17 protein-coding genes are annotated in these 17140 nt (G+C 72.9%); 7 read left to right on the forward strand and 10 right to left on the reverse strand.

Features of this window, described 5'->3' with window-relative positions; translation table 11 throughout:
- Nucleotides 1-349 precede the first annotated feature (349 nt).
- Nucleotides 350-1645: a hypothetical protein gene (locus BN6_RS34570; protein WP_197540217.1), complete on the forward strand. Its 1296-nt coding sequence runs from the start codon at nt 350-352 to the stop codon at nt 1643-1645.
- A 234-nt stretch (nt 1646-1879) separates the two neighbouring features.
- Here BN6_RS34570 and BN6_RS34575 read toward each other — a convergent pair whose 3' ends face one another.
- The 4 genes from BN6_RS34575 to BN6_RS34590 form a co-directional block, all read right to left on the reverse strand.
- Nucleotides 1880-2707 (reverse strand): hypothetical protein, encoded by an 828-nt coding sequence (locus tag BN6_RS34575; protein ID WP_015104511.1) that lies wholly within the window; start codon nt 2705-2707, stop codon nt 1880-1882.
- A 74-nt stretch (nt 2708-2781) separates the two neighbouring features.
- Complete coding sequence (locus BN6_RS34580) at nt 2782-3432, reverse strand: hypothetical protein (protein WP_015104512.1); 651 nt, start codon at nt 3430-3432, stop codon at nt 2782-2784.
- The gene (locus BN6_RS49325; RefSeq protein ID WP_015104513.1) at nt 3433-6309 is read right to left on the reverse strand and encodes a helicase-related protein; all 2877 of its coding nucleotides are present in this window, start codon (nt 6307-6309) and stop codon (nt 3433-3435) included.
- A 14-nt stretch (nt 6310-6323) separates the two neighbouring features.
- A complete protein-coding gene (locus BN6_RS34590) occupies nt 6324-7913 on the reverse strand; it encodes a DAK2 domain-containing protein (RefSeq protein WP_015104514.1) in 1590 nt (529 codons plus the stop codon).
- Between the two features lie 146 nt (nt 7914-8059).
- Here BN6_RS34590 and rpmB point away from each other — a divergent pair, with 146 nt between their 5' ends.
- Nucleotides 8060-8251, forward strand: coding sequence for a 50S ribosomal protein L28 (rpmB, locus tag BN6_RS34595; RefSeq protein ID WP_015104515.1), 192 nt, complete (start codon nt 8060-8062; stop codon nt 8249-8251).
- A gap of 268 nt (nt 8252-8519) precedes the next feature.
- Here rpmB and BN6_RS34600 read toward each other — a convergent pair whose 3' ends face one another.
- Nucleotides 8520-9098: a DUF3515 domain-containing protein gene (locus tag BN6_RS34600; protein WP_015104516.1), complete on the reverse strand. Its 579-nt coding sequence runs from the start codon at nt 9096-9098 to the stop codon at nt 8520-8522.
- A gap of 20 nt (nt 9099-9118) precedes the next feature.
- Nucleotides 9119-9352, reverse strand: coding sequence for an Lrp/AsnC family transcriptional regulator (locus tag BN6_RS34605; RefSeq protein WP_015104517.1), 234 nt, complete (start codon nt 9350-9352; stop codon nt 9119-9121).
- A 97-nt stretch (nt 9353-9449) separates the two neighbouring features.
- Here BN6_RS34605 and BN6_RS34610 point away from each other — a divergent pair, with 97 nt between their 5' ends.
- The 4 genes from BN6_RS34610 to BN6_RS34625 are packed head-to-tail and all read left to right on the forward strand — an operon-like array spanning nt 9450 to nt 12123.
- Nucleotides 9450-10415: a thiamine-phosphate kinase gene (locus BN6_RS34610; protein ID WP_015104518.1), complete on the forward strand. Its 966-nt coding sequence runs from the start codon at nt 9450-9452 to the stop codon at nt 10413-10415.
- A 14-nt stretch (nt 10416-10429) separates the two neighbouring features.
- Nucleotides 10430-10900: a GNAT family N-acetyltransferase gene (locus BN6_RS34615; protein ID WP_041315123.1), complete on the forward strand. Its 471-nt coding sequence runs from the start codon at nt 10430-10432 to the stop codon at nt 10898-10900.
- Nucleotides 10901-10910: 10 nt separating this feature from the next.
- The gene (locus BN6_RS34620) at nt 10911-11432 is read left to right on the forward strand and encodes a gamma carbonic anhydrase family protein (protein ID WP_015104520.1); all 522 of its coding nucleotides are present in this window, start codon (nt 10911-10913) and stop codon (nt 11430-11432) included.
- A 13-nt stretch (nt 11433-11445) separates the two neighbouring features.
- Nucleotides 11446-12123, forward strand: a complete 678-nt coding sequence (locus BN6_RS34625) for a uracil-DNA glycosylase (protein ID WP_085983550.1) — start codon at nt 11446-11448, stop codon at nt 12121-12123.
- 60 nt (nt 12124-12183) lie between these two features.
- Here BN6_RS34625 and BN6_RS34630 read toward each other — a convergent pair whose 3' ends face one another.
- Together BN6_RS34630 and pdxR are read right to left on the reverse strand one after the other, a co-directional pair.
- Entirely contained in the window at nt 12184-13254 is a 1071-nt protein-coding gene (locus BN6_RS34630; protein WP_015104522.1) for a D-alanine--D-alanine ligase family protein, read from the reverse strand.
- An 11-nt stretch (nt 13255-13265) separates the two neighbouring features.
- Entirely contained in the window at nt 13266-14663 is a 1398-nt protein-coding gene (gene pdxR / locus BN6_RS34635) for a MocR-like pyridoxine biosynthesis transcription factor PdxR (RefSeq protein WP_041315126.1), read from the reverse strand.
- Nucleotides 14664-14730: 67 nt separating this feature from the next.
- On the opposite strand from pdxR, the gene BN6_RS34640 reads away from it, so the two are divergent.
- Entirely contained in the window at nt 14731-15378 is a 648-nt protein-coding gene (locus BN6_RS34640) for a pyridoxamine 5'-phosphate oxidase family protein (protein ID WP_015104524.1), read from the forward strand.
- Here BN6_RS34640 and BN6_RS34645 read toward each other — a convergent pair.
- Nucleotides 15362-15829 (reverse strand): cysteine dioxygenase, encoded by a 468-nt coding sequence (locus tag BN6_RS34645; protein ID WP_015104525.1) that lies wholly within the window; start codon nt 15827-15829, stop codon nt 15362-15364. The two genes, BN6_RS34640 and BN6_RS34645, sit on opposite strands and share 17 nt — an antisense overlap.
- Before the next feature lie 233 nt (nt 15830-16062).
- A complete protein-coding gene (locus BN6_RS34650; RefSeq protein WP_148303138.1) occupies nt 16063-17139 on the reverse strand; it encodes a cystathionine gamma-lyase in 1077 nt (358 codons plus the stop codon).
- Nucleotide 17140: the final 1 nt, after the last annotated feature.

The following is a 17140-nucleotide window of genomic DNA, read 5'->3' on the forward strand; positions in this document are numbered from 1 at the left end:
CGATTCCCGCTCGGCCACTCCGCCAACCGTTAGCTCGGCCACTGCACGGATGGCGAACGGGCGTCGGCGGGCGATCGATCCCGGCTGACGAGGCGGCCGACCGGACCATCGCCGACGGGCACAACACCGCAGGTCCGAGGACTCCTCACAATCGGGTGGCCATATCGTCGCCGTGAGCGGACAATCACCGAGCCGTTACAGTGCGTTCGCTGCATCGGGTGACGGACCGTGTCGACTTCTCGGTAGGGTTGGACATATGGCCGGGGCTGAAGGGACAGGGCAGCCTGCTGCCCGTACCCACTTCGATGTTGTTCTGCGCGGGTACAACCAAAAACAGGTCAACGAGCGCGTGACCCGTCTCCAGTTCGACCTCAACAACTCCAACAGATCACGCGACGCCGCGGCAGCCCAGGTCGCCGAACTCTCCAAGCTCCTCAGCACCACCCGGGCCGAGCTCGACAAGGTCAAGGCCCAGCTCGGCAACCTGGCCTCCAGCCCGGTCAGCGCGTCGAACGTCACCGAGCGGGTGCGCGTGATGATGACGTTGGCCGAGGAGGAGATCGCCGACATCCGCAAGGGCGCGGTCGACCAGGCCAACGCGACCCGTGCGGAGGCCGAGCGGTTCGCCGCCGAGGGCCGGGCGATGCACCAGCGGGCCATGAGCGACCTCGAAGAGCGCCGCAAGCAGCTCGAGGCGGGCTTCCAGAAGCGGGCGGCCGACCTGGAGAAGCAGTACCAGGACCGCCGGGCCGAGCTGGAGCGCTCGCACGAGGAGCTCCGGACCAAGCTGACCGCCGAGCACGAGACGCTGCTCGCCGAGACGCGGGCCGACCGCGAGCGGGTGACGGCCGAGTTCGAGGCCAAGAGCACGGCGCTGGACGAGCGCCGGGTCGAACTGGACGCCAAGTACAAGGGCTACCACGACGAGCTCGACAAGGAGTACGACGAGCTGCGCACCACGCTCCGCAAGGAGCACGAGGGGCACGTCGTGGAGGCCAAAGCCGAGGCCGCCCGGCTGCTGGAGGTGGCGCGGGCCGAGGTCGGCGCGCTGCGCGCCGAGTCGGACAAGCAGATCGCCGAACTGGAGTCGGAGGCGCTGGCCAAGGCCGAGAAGGCCGTCGCCGACGCCAACGGCTACGCGGAGAAGACCACGTCCGACGCCGACGCCCAGGCCGCGAAGACCCTCGCCGAGGCCACAGCCCAGGCCGACCGGACGGTCACCGAGGCGAACGCGCACGCCGAGAAGACGATCGCCGACGCGAACAGCCAGGCGGAGAAGTCCGTCACCGAGGCCACCAGCCTGGCCGAGAAGACGGTCGCGGACGCCAACGCGCTCGCCGAGAAGACGGTCAGCGAGGCGGCGGCCAAGGCGGAGAAGACGATCACCGATGCCGACACGCACGCCGACCGCCGCATCACGGCCGCCGACCAGAAGCTGACGGAGCTGCACACCGTGCACAAGGCGCTGGCCGAGCAGTTCGCGGCTGCCCAGGACGCGGTCTCCAAGGCTGTGGCGACCCTGCTGCCGTTGGACGCCGAGAACGACGCCGACGAGTCGTCGGCGCAGTCGTCCGAGGCCGGCTCCCGCTCCGGCGCGGACAGCGAAGAACCCACCACCCAGCTACCGGTCCCCCGCACTGACTGACCGCTTCACCGACCGACCCTGCGCCGGGCGCACCTGAGCCCGACCGACCCCTGTCCCGGCGGTAGGTGGCCGGTCTGCGTTCGTGGGCGTGACAGCCGGCGTCGCCGTGGCGCGGGGCGGTGGACAGCGCCTCGCCGGTGGGTGCCGGCGTACGGCGGTCCGGCGCGCCGGGCGTGAACTTGGTTGGCGGGGGTGCGGGTTGCCGGTGCCGGTTGCCGGTGCCGGTTGTCTGGGTTACTTCGGGAGTTGGTCGGCGGGGACGACCTCGGCGGGGGCGGGGGTCGGGAAGTCGAACGGTTGGCCCCACTCGGTGAAGCGGGTGGTCGACTGCTTGACGACCTTGCCGTCCAGTTCGAAGCGGTACTCCGCCTTCTGGGGTGCGCCGGTGTCGTCCACCCACACCACGGCCCGGATGGTGATGCCGAACTCGGCCAGCTGGGTGTGCTGGAGCTGAATGTCCGGGTTCTCGATGACCTTCGCCATCTTCATCGGGTCGACCACGAGGTCGTAGCGGGTGGTCGGGGTGCCGTCGAGCTGCTCGGCGGCGCGGTTGACGATCAGGGCCGCGCGGGGCTGCACGTAGTCGAGTTCCGCGCCGACCGTCGCGCCCGGTCCGAAGCCGCGCAGGAGGGCGTCGACGTCGCCGCTGTTCTGGCGGGTGTAGAAGCCCCACTTCTTGCCCTCGGGCATGGGGGCGCCGTCGACGTGCACGTAGAGGCCGTCGCGGGTCATGACCATGTCCATCTTGCGGTTCTGGCCGCCGGTGGCCATCTGCATGGCCATCGAGCCGGTGATGCCGTCCGGGTCTTGGCGGAGGGTGCCGTCGATGGTGTTGCGCACCTCGGTGGCGTTGCCGTCGGTGGCGAAGCCCTCGGTGTGGAAGCGGGCGGTCTTGAGTTCGGTGCGGCGTTGGTCGAGGCGTTCCGCCAAGACGGCCACATCGCCCTTGGGCGGTGAGCTCGGCGGCGGGGTCGTCGTGCTCTCGCCGGGCCCGGACGAGCAGGCGGCCGGCGCGGACAGGACCAGTGCGGTCGAGGTCAGGGCGAGCAGCAGGCGGCGCACAGTTCGGCGACGATACCCCAGCCGGTCGGCCCGGCCGCCGGTCAGCCCGGCCGGAGGACGAGTCCGGCGGGGCGTCAGCCCAGCAGGACTTGCCAGTCCTCGCGCACCGGCGGCAGGGTGAGGCGTTCCTGGATGAGGAAGTCCTGCCGCCACCGGCCCACCTCGCGCGCGGCGAGCAGGTAGTACACCGTCGCGGCCACCACGCAGCCGATCGCGGCGATGGCGGCGAGGCCGCCCAGCCAGTCGCCGGCCGACCAGGCGCGCACGGCCACCAGCACCGGCAGGGCCAGCACCGCCAGGTCGAACAGCCGGCCCAGCAGGTTGCGCCACCACGGCCTGGTGGCGACGCGCACGCCCGCGTCTTCGAGCGTGTCGTACTCGTCCGGGCCGTGTTCGCGCAGCCTGGTCGCCTCGACCCGCCGGGTGCGGATCTCGATCAGGACGCCCCACAGCGTCGCCAGGCCCAGGACCAACAGCAGGACGTCGACCGCGTGGTAGTACCAGGGGGCGTCGAGGTTGGCGGCGTATGACGCGAGGCCGGCCGCCACCATGACCGCGCCCGCCCGCTTGAGCGAGGACAGGTACTGCTTGGTCAGCCAGGTGGGCAGCAGCGACTTGACGACCTTGTCCCGGACGTCGGGGCGGGCGGCGCGCAGGGCGCGCGCTTGCTCGCGGGCCCGTTCCAGTTCCGGGGCACGGCTGCGGGTGGGCGACAGGACGCGCATCTAGGCCTTCTCCAGGTATTCCGCCCGTTCCTCGTCGAGCAGGCCGGCCACCAGCGACGCCAGCCCCGGGTGGGCGGCCAGCTCCGGGTCGGCGTCCACGACCTGGGTCGCGACGATCCGGGCTTCGGCGATCACGTCCTCGTCGCGCAGCAGCGACAACATCTTCAGGCCCGACCGGGTGCCGGACTGGGCGGCGCCCAGGATGTCGCCCTCGCGGCGCAGCTCCAGGTCGAGCTGGGCGAGTTCGAACCCGTCCAGGGTGGATTCCACGGCGCGCAGCCGGGCCATCGTGGCGGTCCCATCGGGCATCTCGGTGACCAGCAGGCACAGGCCGGGCGCGCTGCCCCGGCCGACCCGGCCGCGCAGCTGGTGCAGCTGGCTGACGCCGAAGCGGTCGGCGTCCATGATCACCATGACGGTGGCGTTCGGGACGTTCACGCCGACCTCGACCACCGTGGTGGCGACCAGGACCTGCACCTCGTTGCCCGCGAAGGCCCGCATCACGGCGTCCTTCTCGTCCGGTGGCATCCGGCCGTGCAGGATGTCGACGCGCAGCCCCTGCAACGGGCCTTCGGCCAGGCGTTGGGCCACGTCCACGACGGCCAGCGGCGGTCGGCGGTCGGACGTGTCGTCCTTGGGCGGCTCGTCGCCGGACGAGCCCTCGGACTCGCCGTCGCCGATGCGCGGGCAGACCACGTACACCTGGTGGCCGTTGCCGACCTCTTCGCGGATGCGCTGCCAGGCCCGGTCCAGCCACGCCGGCTTCTCCGCCATCGGCACCACGGAGGTGCTGATCGGCGAGCGGCCTTGCGGCAGCTCGCGCAGCGCGGAGACCTCCAAGTCGCCGTAGACCGTCATCGCGACCGTGCGCGGGATCGGGGTCGCGGTCATCACCAGCACGTGCGGTGTGGAGCCGCCGGCGCGGCCGCTGAGGGCCGCCCGCTGCTCGACGCCGAACCGGTGCTGCTCGTCCACCACGACCAGGCCCAGGTCGTGGAACTCGACCTTGTCCTGGATGAGGGCGTGCGTCCCGACGACCACGCCGGCCTCGCCGGTGACGATCTCCAGCAGGGCCTTCTTGCGCTGCGCGGTCGGCATCGAGCCGGTCAGCAGGGTGACCCGGGTGGCGTGCTCGGCCCCGCCCAGCTCGCCCGCCTGGCCCAGGTCGCCGAGCAGGTCGCGCAGCGACCGGGCGTGCTGCGCGGCCAGCACCTCGGTGGGCGCGAGCATGGCGGCCTGCCGGCCCGCGTCCACGACCTGGAGCATCGCGCGCAGGGCGACCATCGTGTTGTGGGTGACGACGAAGTGGTCCGTCACGTAGAGCCGGGACGGGTGGGCGACGGAGATGCACTGGACCGGCTTCACGCCGACGAACTCGACCCGTTCGACGTACCGCACGGGCGGCGCGGTGCGGTCCAGCGCGTCCCGGAACGGCGGGAACTCCTCAGGCAGCCGCACGACGACCTCGTGCTGCTCGTAGCCGTAGCCCACCACGCCGGTGCCGCCCAGCGACTCGGCCAGCTCGCTGACGTAGTCGGCGAGGTTCTCGGACTCGGTGCGGAACACCACGTCCACCCCGTCGCACGCACCGCCGGTGCTGAGCAGCCCCTGCAGCAGCTCGTGCCGCTCCTTGACCGGGGCCAGCTCGACGCAGTCGACGTCCGGCGCGACGACCATCGGCAGCCGCCAGCGGGGCGCGCCGCCGTGGTTGCGCGGGTCGTCGCGCAGCAGGTCGTCGCGGATCTCGCGCAGGGTCCGCACCTCGCCGTCGTGGGTGGCCCACAGGTGTTCCAGGTCGCACTCGACGGACTTGCCGTCGGAGAGCACCACCCGGAACACCTCGCGCTCGCCCTGCGGGAAGACGCCGGTCACCTCGGTAGGGCTGCCGTCCTGGGTGATCACCTGGTCGCCGACCTGAAGGTCGCCCATGGCCACGAAGCCCTCGGGGGTGAGCACCAGGGCGTCCAGCGGCTGGGCCTTGCCGGAGCCGACCTCGCCCTGGAGCAGCCGGTTCATCGGCTGCTCGGCGGACAGGTCGGCGGAGATCCGCTCGCCGACCTCGCGCTGGCCGGCGGTGAGCTCGAAGGGCAGCCGCTCGTCGAAGGCGTCGGCGACCAGGCCCGGTCTGGGCGGACAGGCGGGGGCGGGGCGGGCGGTGGCGGAGCGGCGGCGCTGGGCCAGGGCGAGCTGCACGGCCATCGCCTCGTCCCACTTGAGCCGCTGCTGCGCGACGGTGATCGCGGCCCACCCGTCGGGCCGGTGGATGTCGCGCAGCGCCTTCTCCAGCGACACCAGGCCGCGCTCCTCGCGCAGGTCGGCGGGCAGCGGGTCCTCGGCCACGCCGTCCCACAGCGCGAGCACCTGCTCGACGCAGTTGGACACGTTCCACGACTGGATGCCCTGCGCCGCCGGGTAGACCGGGATGAACGCGCCCGCGAACTTGGCGGCGCTCCCGTCGGTCTCGGCGTCGAGCACCTGGTAGTCGGGGTGGGCGAGCTGGAGCTTGCCGTTGAACATGCCGACCTTGCCGGCGAACATCGCCTCGCGGCCGGGCAGCAGCTCACGCTCGACGGCGCGCGACCCGCGCCCGAAGAACACCAGGTGCAGGTCGGACGAGCCGTCCGTGATCACCGCCTCCAGCAGTTCGCCGCTGCGGCTCTTCATCCGGCGCTGCCGGGCGCTCTTCACCCTGGCCTGGACCGTGGCGTGCTCGCCCAGCTCCAGGCCCTTGATCTCGGTGAGCTTGCCGCGTTCGTCGTAGCGGCGCGGGTAGTGCCGCAGCAGCTCGCCGACCGTGGTCAGTCCGAGACCGCTCTCCAGCGCGTCGGCGCTCTTCTTGCCGAGCACCGACACCAGCTTTTCGTCGAAGGTCGTCATCCCGGCCTATTCAACTACTCCACGCCGACAATGAGGACGGCGCCGGGCTGTCCACCTTGATACGCCGCCAGATCAACCTCCGGATGGGCGATGCGCAGGTGCTCCTCCAGCACCTGGGCGAGGCCCTCCGGCGCGTCCTCGCCGAGCAGCGCGGTGACCAGCTCGCCGCCGCCGGCCAGCATCCGGTCGACCAGCCGGCGGGCCAGCGCGCCGACGTCGGCCGGGCCGGGTTCGACCGCGACGACCTCGCCGTCGAGCATCCCGAGCAGGTCGCCGGGGCGGCAGCGGCCGACCCAGGTGATCGCCTCGCGTTCGGAGACCCGCAGCTCGCCGCGCCGGGTCGCGGCGGCGGCCTCGGCCATCGCCACCACGTCGTCGCCGGGCCGGCGGGACGCGTCGTGCACGGCCAGCGCGGCCAACGCCTGCACCGGCGAGGAGGTCGGCACGACGACCACGTCCTGGCCCGCGTCGGCGGCCTGCGCGACCACTACGTCCAGCGGCGCGCGCAGGTCCGGGTCGCCGGGCAGCACGGTGACGTGCCGGGCGCGGGTGCTCACCACGACGGCGAGCAGGTCGGCCGGGTCGGCGGTGGGCGCGGCTACCACCGCGCCCTCGGAGCGGAACAGCTCCACCGCCCCCGCGCCCTCGACCAGCACGATGACCGCGCGGTCGCGGACGAACCGGGGGGCCTGCGCGGCGAACTGGTCGGCGAACCGGGCGACCGTGATCCGGTGCGGCCGGCCCTGTTCGACACCGGCCTCGATGGCCGCGCCGATGTCGTTGCAGTGCACGTGGACGGTCCACAGGTCGGCGCCGTCGCCGACCACCGAGACGCAGTCGCCCAGGGTGGCGAGCCGCTGCTTGAGGGCGTCGGCGTCGGGCGAGCCGTCGAGCAGGTACATGACCTCGTACTCGTACTCGGCCGACCCGGACTCGCGGGCGGTGGTGAGGGCTTCGGCGGTGCGCGCCGGGCTCGGCCGGGCGGCGGGCTCCACCGGCCGGCCGGTGATCACCGCGGCGAGGCTGTCCAGCAGCACGACCAGGCCCCGCCCGCCCGCGTCGACGACGCCCGCGCGGGCCAGCACGGCCAGTTGGCGCGGGGTCTCGGCGAGCGCCTCGGCGCCGGCTCTCGCGGCGGCGGTGACCACGTCGTCCAAGGCGTCGGACGGGCAGTCGCGGGCGGCTTCCGCGGCGGCGTGCAGGACGGTGAGCACGGTGCCGGGCACGGGCCGGGAGACCGCGGCGGTGGCGAGTTCGTCGGCGCGGCGCAGGGCGTTGCGCATCGCCTGGCCGCCGGCCGTGGACGCGCCCTGGGCGGCTTCGGCGAGCCCGCGCAGCACCTGGGACAGGATCACCCCGGAGTTGCCGCGGGCACCGGCCAACGCGCCCCGGGCGAGTGCGGCGAGGGCCTGGCCGACCGAGTCCGCCGGGGCCCTGAGCAGCGAGTCCTGCGCGGACCGCATGGTCTGCGACAGGTTGGTGCCGGTGTCGCCGTCGGGCACCGGGAAGACGTTGATGCGGTCGATCTCGTCGCGGTTGGCGTCCAGGGATCGGACGCAGGCGTCCGCCCACTGGCGCACCGCGACCGCGTCGAGTACCTGCATGGCGGGGAGGGTATTCGACCCGGTTTGGTGGCGTCGCGGCCCACCGGCTACCCTGACGTGGTTGCCATGCCCGGCTGAGGCTTGTGCACGCTTGCGCGCCCGCCGGGGCGTGAGTACCGAAGGACAAACCTTAAGGAGTGGCTGACGTGGCTGCCGTGTGCGACGTCTGTGGCAAGGGGCCGGGCTTCGGCAAGTCGGTCTCGCACTCCCACCGGAAGACCAATCGCCGGTGGAACCCGAACATCCAGACCGTGCGCGCGAAGGTTTCCGCTTCGCAGCGGCAGCGGCTGAACGTCTGCACCTCGTGCCTGAAGGCGGGCAAGGTGGTTCGCGGCTGAGACCGCGTTCGGTTGAGCGTTGCGGAAGGCCCCGGGAACCCGTTCCCGGGGCCTTCCGTCGTTCTGGGGTGCTGTCGTTCCGGGTTGCCGTCGTCCGGGTTTCCATCGTTCTGGGGTTGCCGTCGTTCTGGGGTTTCCGCCGTTCCGGGGTTCCCGCGAAGGGGCTTGTTCGGCAGGCTTCCGGTGCCGGACGTCCAGCCGAACTGGGCACGGTGCCACGAACAGGGCTCGGTGCCGCCTGCGGACGCCTTACGGGTGCCGTGCGCGGTCAGCCGCGGGTGTTCACGGGAACGGCGGGCAGCGTGTCGCGAATGGTGGTGGAGATGTCCTGCAACGGGCCTGTGCCCGCGTCGGACGGCACGGTGAGCGCCACGTACGCCGGGCGGTCCACGACGTACCAGGTGGAGTTGCCGCCCTCGGTGAGCACCAGCCACTGGACGTCGGAGATGATGCGCAGCTCCGAGGTCTGGTTGAGCTCGCCGGGCCGGTCGAGGCCGCAGCGCAGCACGATCGGCTCGTGCTTCGCGTCACCCCACGCCACCGCGCCGACCGGCGCCGGGGCGGCCAAGTCGCGCCGGGGCAGCGTCGCCCCGTGGGACACCAGCTGCATCGGCAGCTTGCTCAGCAGCGCCTTGCAGTCCTCGCCCGCCGCGGCGGGCGCGGGCACCGGGACGAGCGCGAGCGGACCGGAGCGGTCCGACGTGGGGTCGGCGGGCTCGGCCTGGCCGCCGGTGCCCAGCAACAGCCCGACGGCCGCCACGCCCGCCGCGAGCAGCGCCGGCAGGCCGATGGCCACGGCGAGCAGCGGTCGGGGCAGCAGCGACGTGGGTTCGGATTCCTGTGCCACCCGGCTATGACAACACGGACCTACAGGTGGACCACCGGGCAGGTCAGTGTTCGGGTGATGCCCTCGACGTTCTGGATGCGGGCGACCACCAGCTGGCCCAACTGGTCGACGGTGTCGGCCTCGGCGCGGACGATCACGTCGTACGGGCCGGTGACGTCCTCCGCGGTGGCCACGCCGGGGATCCCGGAGATCTCGGCCGCGACGGCGGCTGCCTTTCCGACCTCGGTCTGGATGAGGATGTATGCGTGCACCACGGCGTGCCCCTTCGTCGCGACAGGTTAGGTCGGGGTAGGAACGTGGTCAGCAACGTACCCCAGTCGGGGTTCCGAATGCTCAGAACGGGAGGCAATCTTGCGTCCGGAGCCGCCGCGGAACGCGGACACGGTCGCTGAAGTGGGTGAGTTCGGTCTCATCCGCCGGGTGACGGCAGGTCGGACGCAGCCGCCCACCACCCTGCTCGGGCCCGGTGACGACGCGGCCGTGGTGGCCGCGCCGGACGGGCGCGTGGTGGTGTCCACCGACGTGCTCGTGGAGGGTGTCCACTTCAGACTCGACTGGTCGTCGCCCGAGCAGGTGGGCCGCAAGGCGGCGGCCGTGAACCTGGCCGACGTGGCGGCCATGGGGGCGCTGCCCACGGCCCTGCTGATCGGTCTGGCGTGCCCGCCGGACACGCCGTCCGCCGTGGTCGAGGGCATCACCGCCGGGCTGTGGCAGGAGGCCGCCGTCGCCGGTGCCGGCGTGGTGGGCGGCGACATGGTGTCCTCCGCGACACTGGTGATCTCCGTTACGGCGCTGGGCGACATGAACGGCTACGAGCCGATCACCCGGTCGGGCGCCCAGGTGGGTGATGTCGTCGCGGTGTGCGGACGGCTGGGCTGGGCGGCCGGCGGGCTCGCCGTGCTGGGGCGCGGGTTCCGCTCGCCGGTGGCGGTCGTCGGGGCGCAGCGGAACCCCGAACCGCCTTACGCCGCCGGGCCGCAGGCGGCCGCGGCGGGTGCGACGGCGATGATCGACGTGTCGGACGGGCTGCTGGCCGACCTGGGGCACATCGCGGAGGAGTCGGGCATCGGCATCGACATCCGCACCGAACTGCTGGAGGTCCACCCGCGACTGCTGGACGTGGCGTCCGCGCTGGGGGCCGACGCGCGGCACTGGGTGCTCACCGGTGGCGAGGACCACGCGCTGGCCGCGACCTTCCCGGAGCCGGCGGCGGTGCCCGACGGGTGGCGCACGATCGGCACGGTGCGGCACGGCGGCGGGGTCACCGTGGACGGTCGCGGGTACGAGAAACCCCCTGGCTGGGAGCATTGGCGCTAGGTAGCCTGACCGGTGTGGAACTATTCACGCGAGCGTATGACCATCCAGATTCGGTCAAGCTGATCGCCGAGCTCCAGCAGGTCTTCGTCGTGCGCTACGGCGGCGAGGACCACACGCCGGTCGACCCGGCGCAGTTCGCCGCCCCGCTGGGCCACTTCGTCGTCGGCTACCTCGACGACGCGCCGGTCGCGTGCGGCGGGTGGCGTGCCCACGACGAGGCACGCGACTCGCTGCGCCCCGGCGACGCCGAGATCAAACGGATGTACACGACCGATTCGGCGCGCGGCAGGGGTTTGTCGCGGGTGGTCCTGGCCGGGCTGGAGTCGTCGGCGCGCGCCGCGGGCCGCACCCGCATGGTGCTGGAGACCGGGCGGCCGCAGCCGGAGGCGATCGGGCTGTACCAGTCCAGCGGGTACCGGCGGATCGACAACTTCGGCTACTACCGGGAAAATCCCGACAGCCTGTGCTTCGCGAAAGAACTCTAGGAGGGCCTCGGTGGCGATCTACGCGCTGGGCGAGCACGAACCGGTGATCCACCCGGACGCGTACGTGCACCCCGACGCGACCGTGATCGGCGACGTGCGGATCCACGCGCACGCGTCCGTGTGGCCGCAGGCGGTGTTGCGCGGCGACTACGGCCGCATCGAGGTCGGCGCGCGCACGTCCATCCAGGACGGCACGGTCGTGCACTGCACCGAGGTGCACCCGGCGCTGATCGGCGAGGAGTGCGTCATCGGGCACAACGTGCACATCGAGGGCGCGACCGTCGCCGACCGCTGCCTGATCGCCTCGGGATCGGTGGTGCTCAACGGTTCGGTGGTGGAGACGGGCGCGATCGTCGGCGCGGGGGCCGTGGTGTCGTTCAACGGCCACGTGCCCGCCCGGTCGATGGCGCTGGGCGTGCCGGCGAAGGTCCGCGAGGGGTACGTGGTGCCCGACGGCGCGTGGCAGTTCGCCGTCGACAAGTACGTGGCCAACATCTTGACGTACCGCAAAGATCTGCGCCGCGTCGACTGAGCTAAAGTGCCCGATCGTGGGACGTCCGCTTGAGGAAGTCATGGAAGCCGGCTGGGCGCAGGCACTCGCGCCGGTCGCCGATCAGATCGCGAAGATGGGCGAGTTCCTCCGCGAGGAGGTCGCCGCGGGTCGCACCTACCTGCCGGCCGGCGAGAACGTGCTGCGCGCGTTCCAGCAGCCGTTCCACGGTGTGCGCGTGCTGATCGTCGGTCAGGACCCGTACCCGACACCGGGGCACGCGGTGGGCCTGAGCTTCTCGGTGTCGCCGGAGACCCGGCCGATCCCGAAGAGCCTGATCAACATCTACCGCGAGTACGTGGAGGACCTGGGGTACCCCAAGCCCACCAACGGCGACCTGACCCCGTGGACCGAGCAGGGGGTCCTGCTGCTCAACAGGGCGCTCACCGTGCAGCCGGGGAAGTCCAACTCCCACCAGGGCAAGGGCTGGGAGGCCGTGACCGAGCAGGCGATCAAGGCACTGGCGGCGCGCGAGGAACCCCTCGTGGCCATCCTGTGGGGCCGCAACGCCCGCAACCTCAAGCCGCTGCTGGAGCCGTTCCCGTGCGTGGAGTCGGCGCACCCGTCCCCGCTCTCGGCGGCGGCCGGCTTCTTCGGCTCCAAGCCGTTCAGCCGGGCCAACGAACTCCTGGTCCAGCAGGGCGCCGAGCCGGTCGACTGGAAGCTCCCGTAAGACGCCCGCGGCGCGTGCCGTCGTGGCACGCGCCGCCTGTTCCCCCGGTACCGGGGGAGCTCAGCGCAGGCCGGTTCCCCGGGCGAGCGCGGTGTCGACCAGGGTGGTCAGCAGGGTCGGGTAGTCGATGCCGGTCTCGGCCCACATCCGCGGGTACATCGAGATCGGGGTGAAGCCCGGCATCGTGTTGACCTCGTTGACGACCAGCTCGTCGTAGTCGGTGACGAAGAAGTCGACGCGGGCCAGGCCCTGGCAGTCCAGCGCCCGGAAGGCCGTCACGGCCAGCTCGCGCAGGCCCGCCGCGACCCGGTCGTCGAGCTTGGCCGGGAGGTCGAACTCGCACACGTCGTCGAGGTACTTGGCGTCGAAGTCGTACCAGTCGACCGCACCGCCGACGACCCGGAGCTCGGCCACCAGCGACGCCTCGACCCGGCCGTCGGGGAACTCCAGGACGCCGCACTCGACCTCGCGCCCGGACACCGCGGCCTCGATGATGACCTTCGGGTCGGTCTTGCGCGCCAACGCGATCGCGCTGTCCAGGTGGGACCAGTCGACCACCTTCGAGATGCCGACCGACGACCCGGCGCGGGCCGGCTTCACGAACACCGGCAGGCCCAGGCGCTCGCGGTCCTGGGTCGACAGCGTCTCCTGGTCGCGGCGCAGGATCGCGAACTCGCCCACCGGCAGGCCCGCGTCGCGCAGCAGCTTCTTGGTGAACTCCTTGTCCATGGCGACCGCGGAGGCCAGCACGCCCGGCCCCACGTACGGGATCGCCGCGAGTTCCAGCAGGCCCTGCACGGTGCCGTCCTCGCCCCACGCGCCGTGCAGCACGGGGAACACCACGTCCACGTCGCCGAGCACCTGGTCGGGCGACACCGGGACCAGCTCGCCGCCGGAGACCGGGACCAGGGAGTCGACCGTCGGCAGCCGGCGGTCGTGCACCTCCAGCGCCTTGGTGTCGTCGGCACCGATCACCCAGCGGCCCTCGTCGTGCGTGATACCCACGGGCACCACCTCGAACCGGTCCCGGTCCAGGTGCGGGAGGATGCTGCCGGCCGACAGGCAGGAGACCATGTGCTCGCTGCTGCGCCCGCCGAACACCACGGCGACCTTGGTCTTGCGTCGTGTCATGGTTTCCGACCCTACCCGGATGGCTCAACGGTCGAACTCAGGAGTTCGGCCAGCACCGGCAGGGCGGCGGTGAGCTGCTCGCGCGAGCACGCCCCGTACCCGATGGCGACGCCGAACACCTTGGGCCGCGCGGCGTGGTGCCGGCCGAGCCCGTCCAGCCGCAGGCCGCGCGCCTCGGCGGCGGCCAGCAGGTCGCGTTCGGCCTGGGCGTCGTCGAGCAGCACGACCACGTGCGCGCCCGCGTCGTCGCCCAGCACCGACACCCCGGCCGCCGCCAGCGTGGACGCCACCAGGGCCCGCCGCTCGGACAGCTCGCGCCGGAGCCTGCGCAGGTGGCGGCCCAGGTCGCCGGTCCGGGCGAGTTCGACCAGCACGCGCTGCCCGGCGGCCGACGGGGAGGTGCCGGTGTCGTCGCGGTGGGCCAGGATCGCGGCGGCGATCGGTTCCGGCGCGACCATCCAGCCCGCGCCCAGCGTCGGCGTGAGGATCTTGCTGGTGGTGCCCAGGTGCACCACGACGTCCGGGGCCAGCGCGGCGAGCAGCGGCAGCGGGGCGACGTCGTAGCGCAGTTCGCCGTCGTAGTCGTCCTCCACGACCAGCCAGCCTTCGCGCCGGGCCCGCTCCACGAGGGCGACCCGGCGCGCGGCGGACATCCGGCCGCCCATCGGGTACTGGTGCGCGGGCGAGCAGTAGACCCCGCGCACGCCCTCGGGGACGCCGTCGACCAAGAGGCCCTCGGCGTCCACGGGGGCTTGGACGACCTTGATCCGCGCGGACCGCAGCGCGCCCACGGCCCGTTGGTAGCCGGGTTCCTCCACGGCTACGACGTCACCGGGCCGCAGCACGGCGGCGGCGATCTCCACCAGCGCGGCGGTGGTGCCGCCGGTGGCCAGCACGAGTTCTTCGCGCAGCCCGCCGCGCACGGCCAGCCCCCGGTGCCGCAGCAGGTGTTCGGCGACCACCGCGCGGTACTCGGGCAGCCCGCCGCGCTGGGGCCGGAACAGCGGCAGCGAGTCGGCCGCCGCGCGCCACGCCCGCCGCCACGCGGCCCGGTCGAGCCCTTCGGCCCACGGCGCGCCGGGCGCGAAGTCGATCACGTCCTCGGCGGGTTCGGGGGTGGCGGCCCGGCGCGGGCGGCCCTTGAGCGAGCCGGGCGGGGTGGTCGTCACGTAGGTGCCCGACCCGTGCCGGCCCGCGATCCAGCCCTCGGCGTGCAACTGCTCGTAGGCTGCCGCCGTCACGGTCCGGCTGACGCCGAGCCGGTCGGCCAGGGCCCGCGTGGACGGCAGCCGGTCGCCGCTGCGCAGCCGCCCGTCCGCCGCCGCCGCGCGCAGCGCCTCGGCCAACTGGACGGCCAGCGGCTCGGCCGACTCGCGGTCCAGCGTCACGGGCAGCGCGGTCTCGGACAAAATGGCTCCCTCTGATAGCCCTGAATTGGCTCTTGAGGAAGGCCACTTTACCCCGGACGCTGGTCGCATGACGCTGTCACCGACGCCCCGCAGCACGATCAAGCGCGGGAGCAAGCGCGCCGTGACCGAACGCGAAGCCCTGCACACCGTGCTCGACGCCGGCCTGGTCTGCCACCTCGCGGTGGTGGTGGACGGCGCGCCGCTGGTCCTGCCGACCGGGTACGGCCGCGACGGCGACACCCTCTACCTGCACGGGTCCACCGGCGCGCGCAGCCTGCGCGAGGCGGCGACCGGCGTGCCGGTGTGCGTGGCGGTGACCTTGCTCGACGGTGTCGTCTACGCGCGCTCGGTGTTCTCCCACTCCATGAACTACCGGGCGGCGGTCGTCCACGGCACCGCCGTACCGGTGACCAACCCGGACGCCAAGACCCACGCGCTCAAGGTGCTCACCGAGCACCTCTCGCCCGGCTCGTGGGACTACGCCCGGCTGCCCACCCCGAAGGAGCTGGCCGCCACCTCGGTGCTCGCGCTGGACCTCGGCGAGGCGTCGGTGAAGATCCGCACCGGCCCGCCCGGCGACGAGGACGCGGACGTCGCCGCCGACGAGCGGTGGGCGGGCGTCCTGCCGCTGCGCACGGCGTGGGGCACGCCGGAGCCCGACCCGCTGCTGGTCGCCGACCGGGACGTCCCGCCGCACGTCAGCGCGCGGCGGTAGCCCCGTCGACCGGGTCGAACCGGTACGGCCGCATGGTGCGCCCGCCGCCGCGGTAGACGTGGATGGTCACCGCCGGGTCCGGCCCGTCGTTGCGCACCTGGTGCACGTAGTCGGGGCCGAACACCCGCGACTGGCCGGCCACCAGGTGGTGCAGGTACTGGGTCCGGCCGGGCGCCACGATCTCCGTCAGCGAGCCGCTGACCAGCGTGAACGCCCCGGTGCTCGGGCCGTGGTCGTGCAGGTCGGTGTGCTGGCCGGGCAACCACCCCATCAGCCACACCTCCTGCTCCCCGGTCCGCTCGACCAGCGCGGAGTAGCGGCTGTCGGGGTCGTAGCGCAGCAGGTGGGCCCAGCGCTCCCGCCGTGCCGCCATGTCGAGCGCGATCCGCACGGGGTGCAGCGCGGCGTGCGACTGGGGCAGGGCGATCGTGTTCTCCGGAACGGCGAACATGGTTCCTTCTCGGGAGGAGGTGTGCGGTTGTGCAGGCGTCACGGGCCTGCGGGGCGCAGGTCGATCACCGAGAAGGACAGAGCGCGCTGGCGGCCAGGCCGAGGTCGATGTGACCCCGACCGGCGGTGACAGCACGGAAGGACATGCCGGAAAGACTGGCAGGGCCGCCCCGGCGGAGCAACCGCGTCCCACGAATTGGAACGGCCTCCACCCGTCAGAGTGAACCCAGGACGTCAGAGCGAAGCCAGGACGTCGGCGACGAGATCGGCGGTGTCCTCGCAGCCGGCGGACAGCCGCACCAGGCCCTCCGGCACCGGGTCGCCCCACTGCGCGCGCCGGTCCAGCGTGGTGTGCAGCCCGCCGAAGCTGGTCGACGCCGCCACCAGCCGGGACCGCTCCAGGAACGCCGCCACGGCGGCCGCGTCGCGCAGCACGAAGGTCAGCACCCCGCCGAACCGCCGCATCTGCTTCGCCGCCACGGCGTGCGCCGGGTCCTCCGGCGCGCCCGGCCAACGCAGCCCGGTCACCTCCGGGCGGCCCGTGAGCGCCGCGTGCAGCGCCGCCGCGTTCTCCGCCTGCCGGGTCAGCCGCAGGTCCAGCGTGCCCAGGCCGCGGTGCGCCAGCCACGCCTCGAACGGACCGGGGATCGCGCCGCCGACCGTGCGCGCCGCCCGGACCTCCTCCGCCAACGCGTGATCCACTGTGGACACGTGCCCGAGCAGCACGTCGCTGTGCCCGGCCACGGCCTTGGTGTCGCTGCTCACCACGGCGTCCGCGCCGAGTTCCAGCGGCCGCTGCCCCAACGGCGTCGCGGTCGTGTTGTCCACCGCCAGCAGCGCGCCCGCCTCGTGCGCGGCGGCGGCCAGCGCGGCGATGTCGCACACGTCCAGACCGGGGTTCGACGGCGACTCCAGCAGCACCAACCGCACACCGTCGAACGACGGGTACGGCCCCGTCGTGGGCGCTTCGACCACCGTCACCGGCAGCTCGGCGACCAGGTCGCGAGTCAGGTAGTAGCCGTCCGACGGCAGCACCACGGTGTCACCGGGCCGCAGCACGACCCGCAGGAACGTCGAGATCGCCGCCATCCCGGACGGGAACAGCACCGCCTCGCCACCGTCCAACGAGCCCAACGCGGCTTCGAGCGCGCGCCACGTCGGGTTGTGCGAACGCCCGTAGGTGTTCTCGCCGCCCAAGTGGTACGCCGACGCGAACACCGGCCCCGCCAGGAACGGCTCCCCCGCGCCCGCCGACACCGTGTGCACGACCCGCGTGCCGTCCCCGTACTCCGGACCCACTCCAGAACCCACG

Origin of the sequence: Saccharothrix espanaensis DSM 44229 (assembly GCF_000328705.1) — a bacterium.
GTDB lineage: Bacteria > Actinomycetota > Actinomycetes > Mycobacteriales > Pseudonocardiaceae > Actinosynnema > Actinosynnema espanaense.

Coding starts and splice junctions, on each gene's coding strand:
- BN6_RS49325 (WP_015104513.1), bottom strand. CDS start 6,309: ATGACGACCTTCGACGAAAAGCTGGTGTCGGTGCTCGGCAAGAAGAGC.
- BN6_RS34590 (WP_015104514.1), bottom strand. CDS start 7,913: ATGCAGGTACTCGACGCGGTCGCGGTGCGCCAGTGGGCGGACGCCTGC.
- BN6_RS34630 (WP_015104522.1), bottom strand. CDS start 13,254: ATGACACGACGCAAGACCAAGGTCGCCGTGGTGTTCGGCGGGCGCAGC.
- BN6_RS34580 (WP_015104512.1), bottom strand. CDS start 3,432: ATGCGCGTCCTGTCGCCCACCCGCAGCCGTGCCCCGGAACTGGAACGG.
- BN6_RS34640 (WP_015104524.1), top strand. CDS start 14,731: ATGACGCTGTCACCGACGCCCCGCAGCACGATCAAGCGCGGGAGCAAG.
- BN6_RS34645 (WP_015104525.1), bottom strand. CDS start 15,829: ATGTTCGCCGTTCCGGAGAACACGATCGCCCTGCCCCAGTCGCACGCC.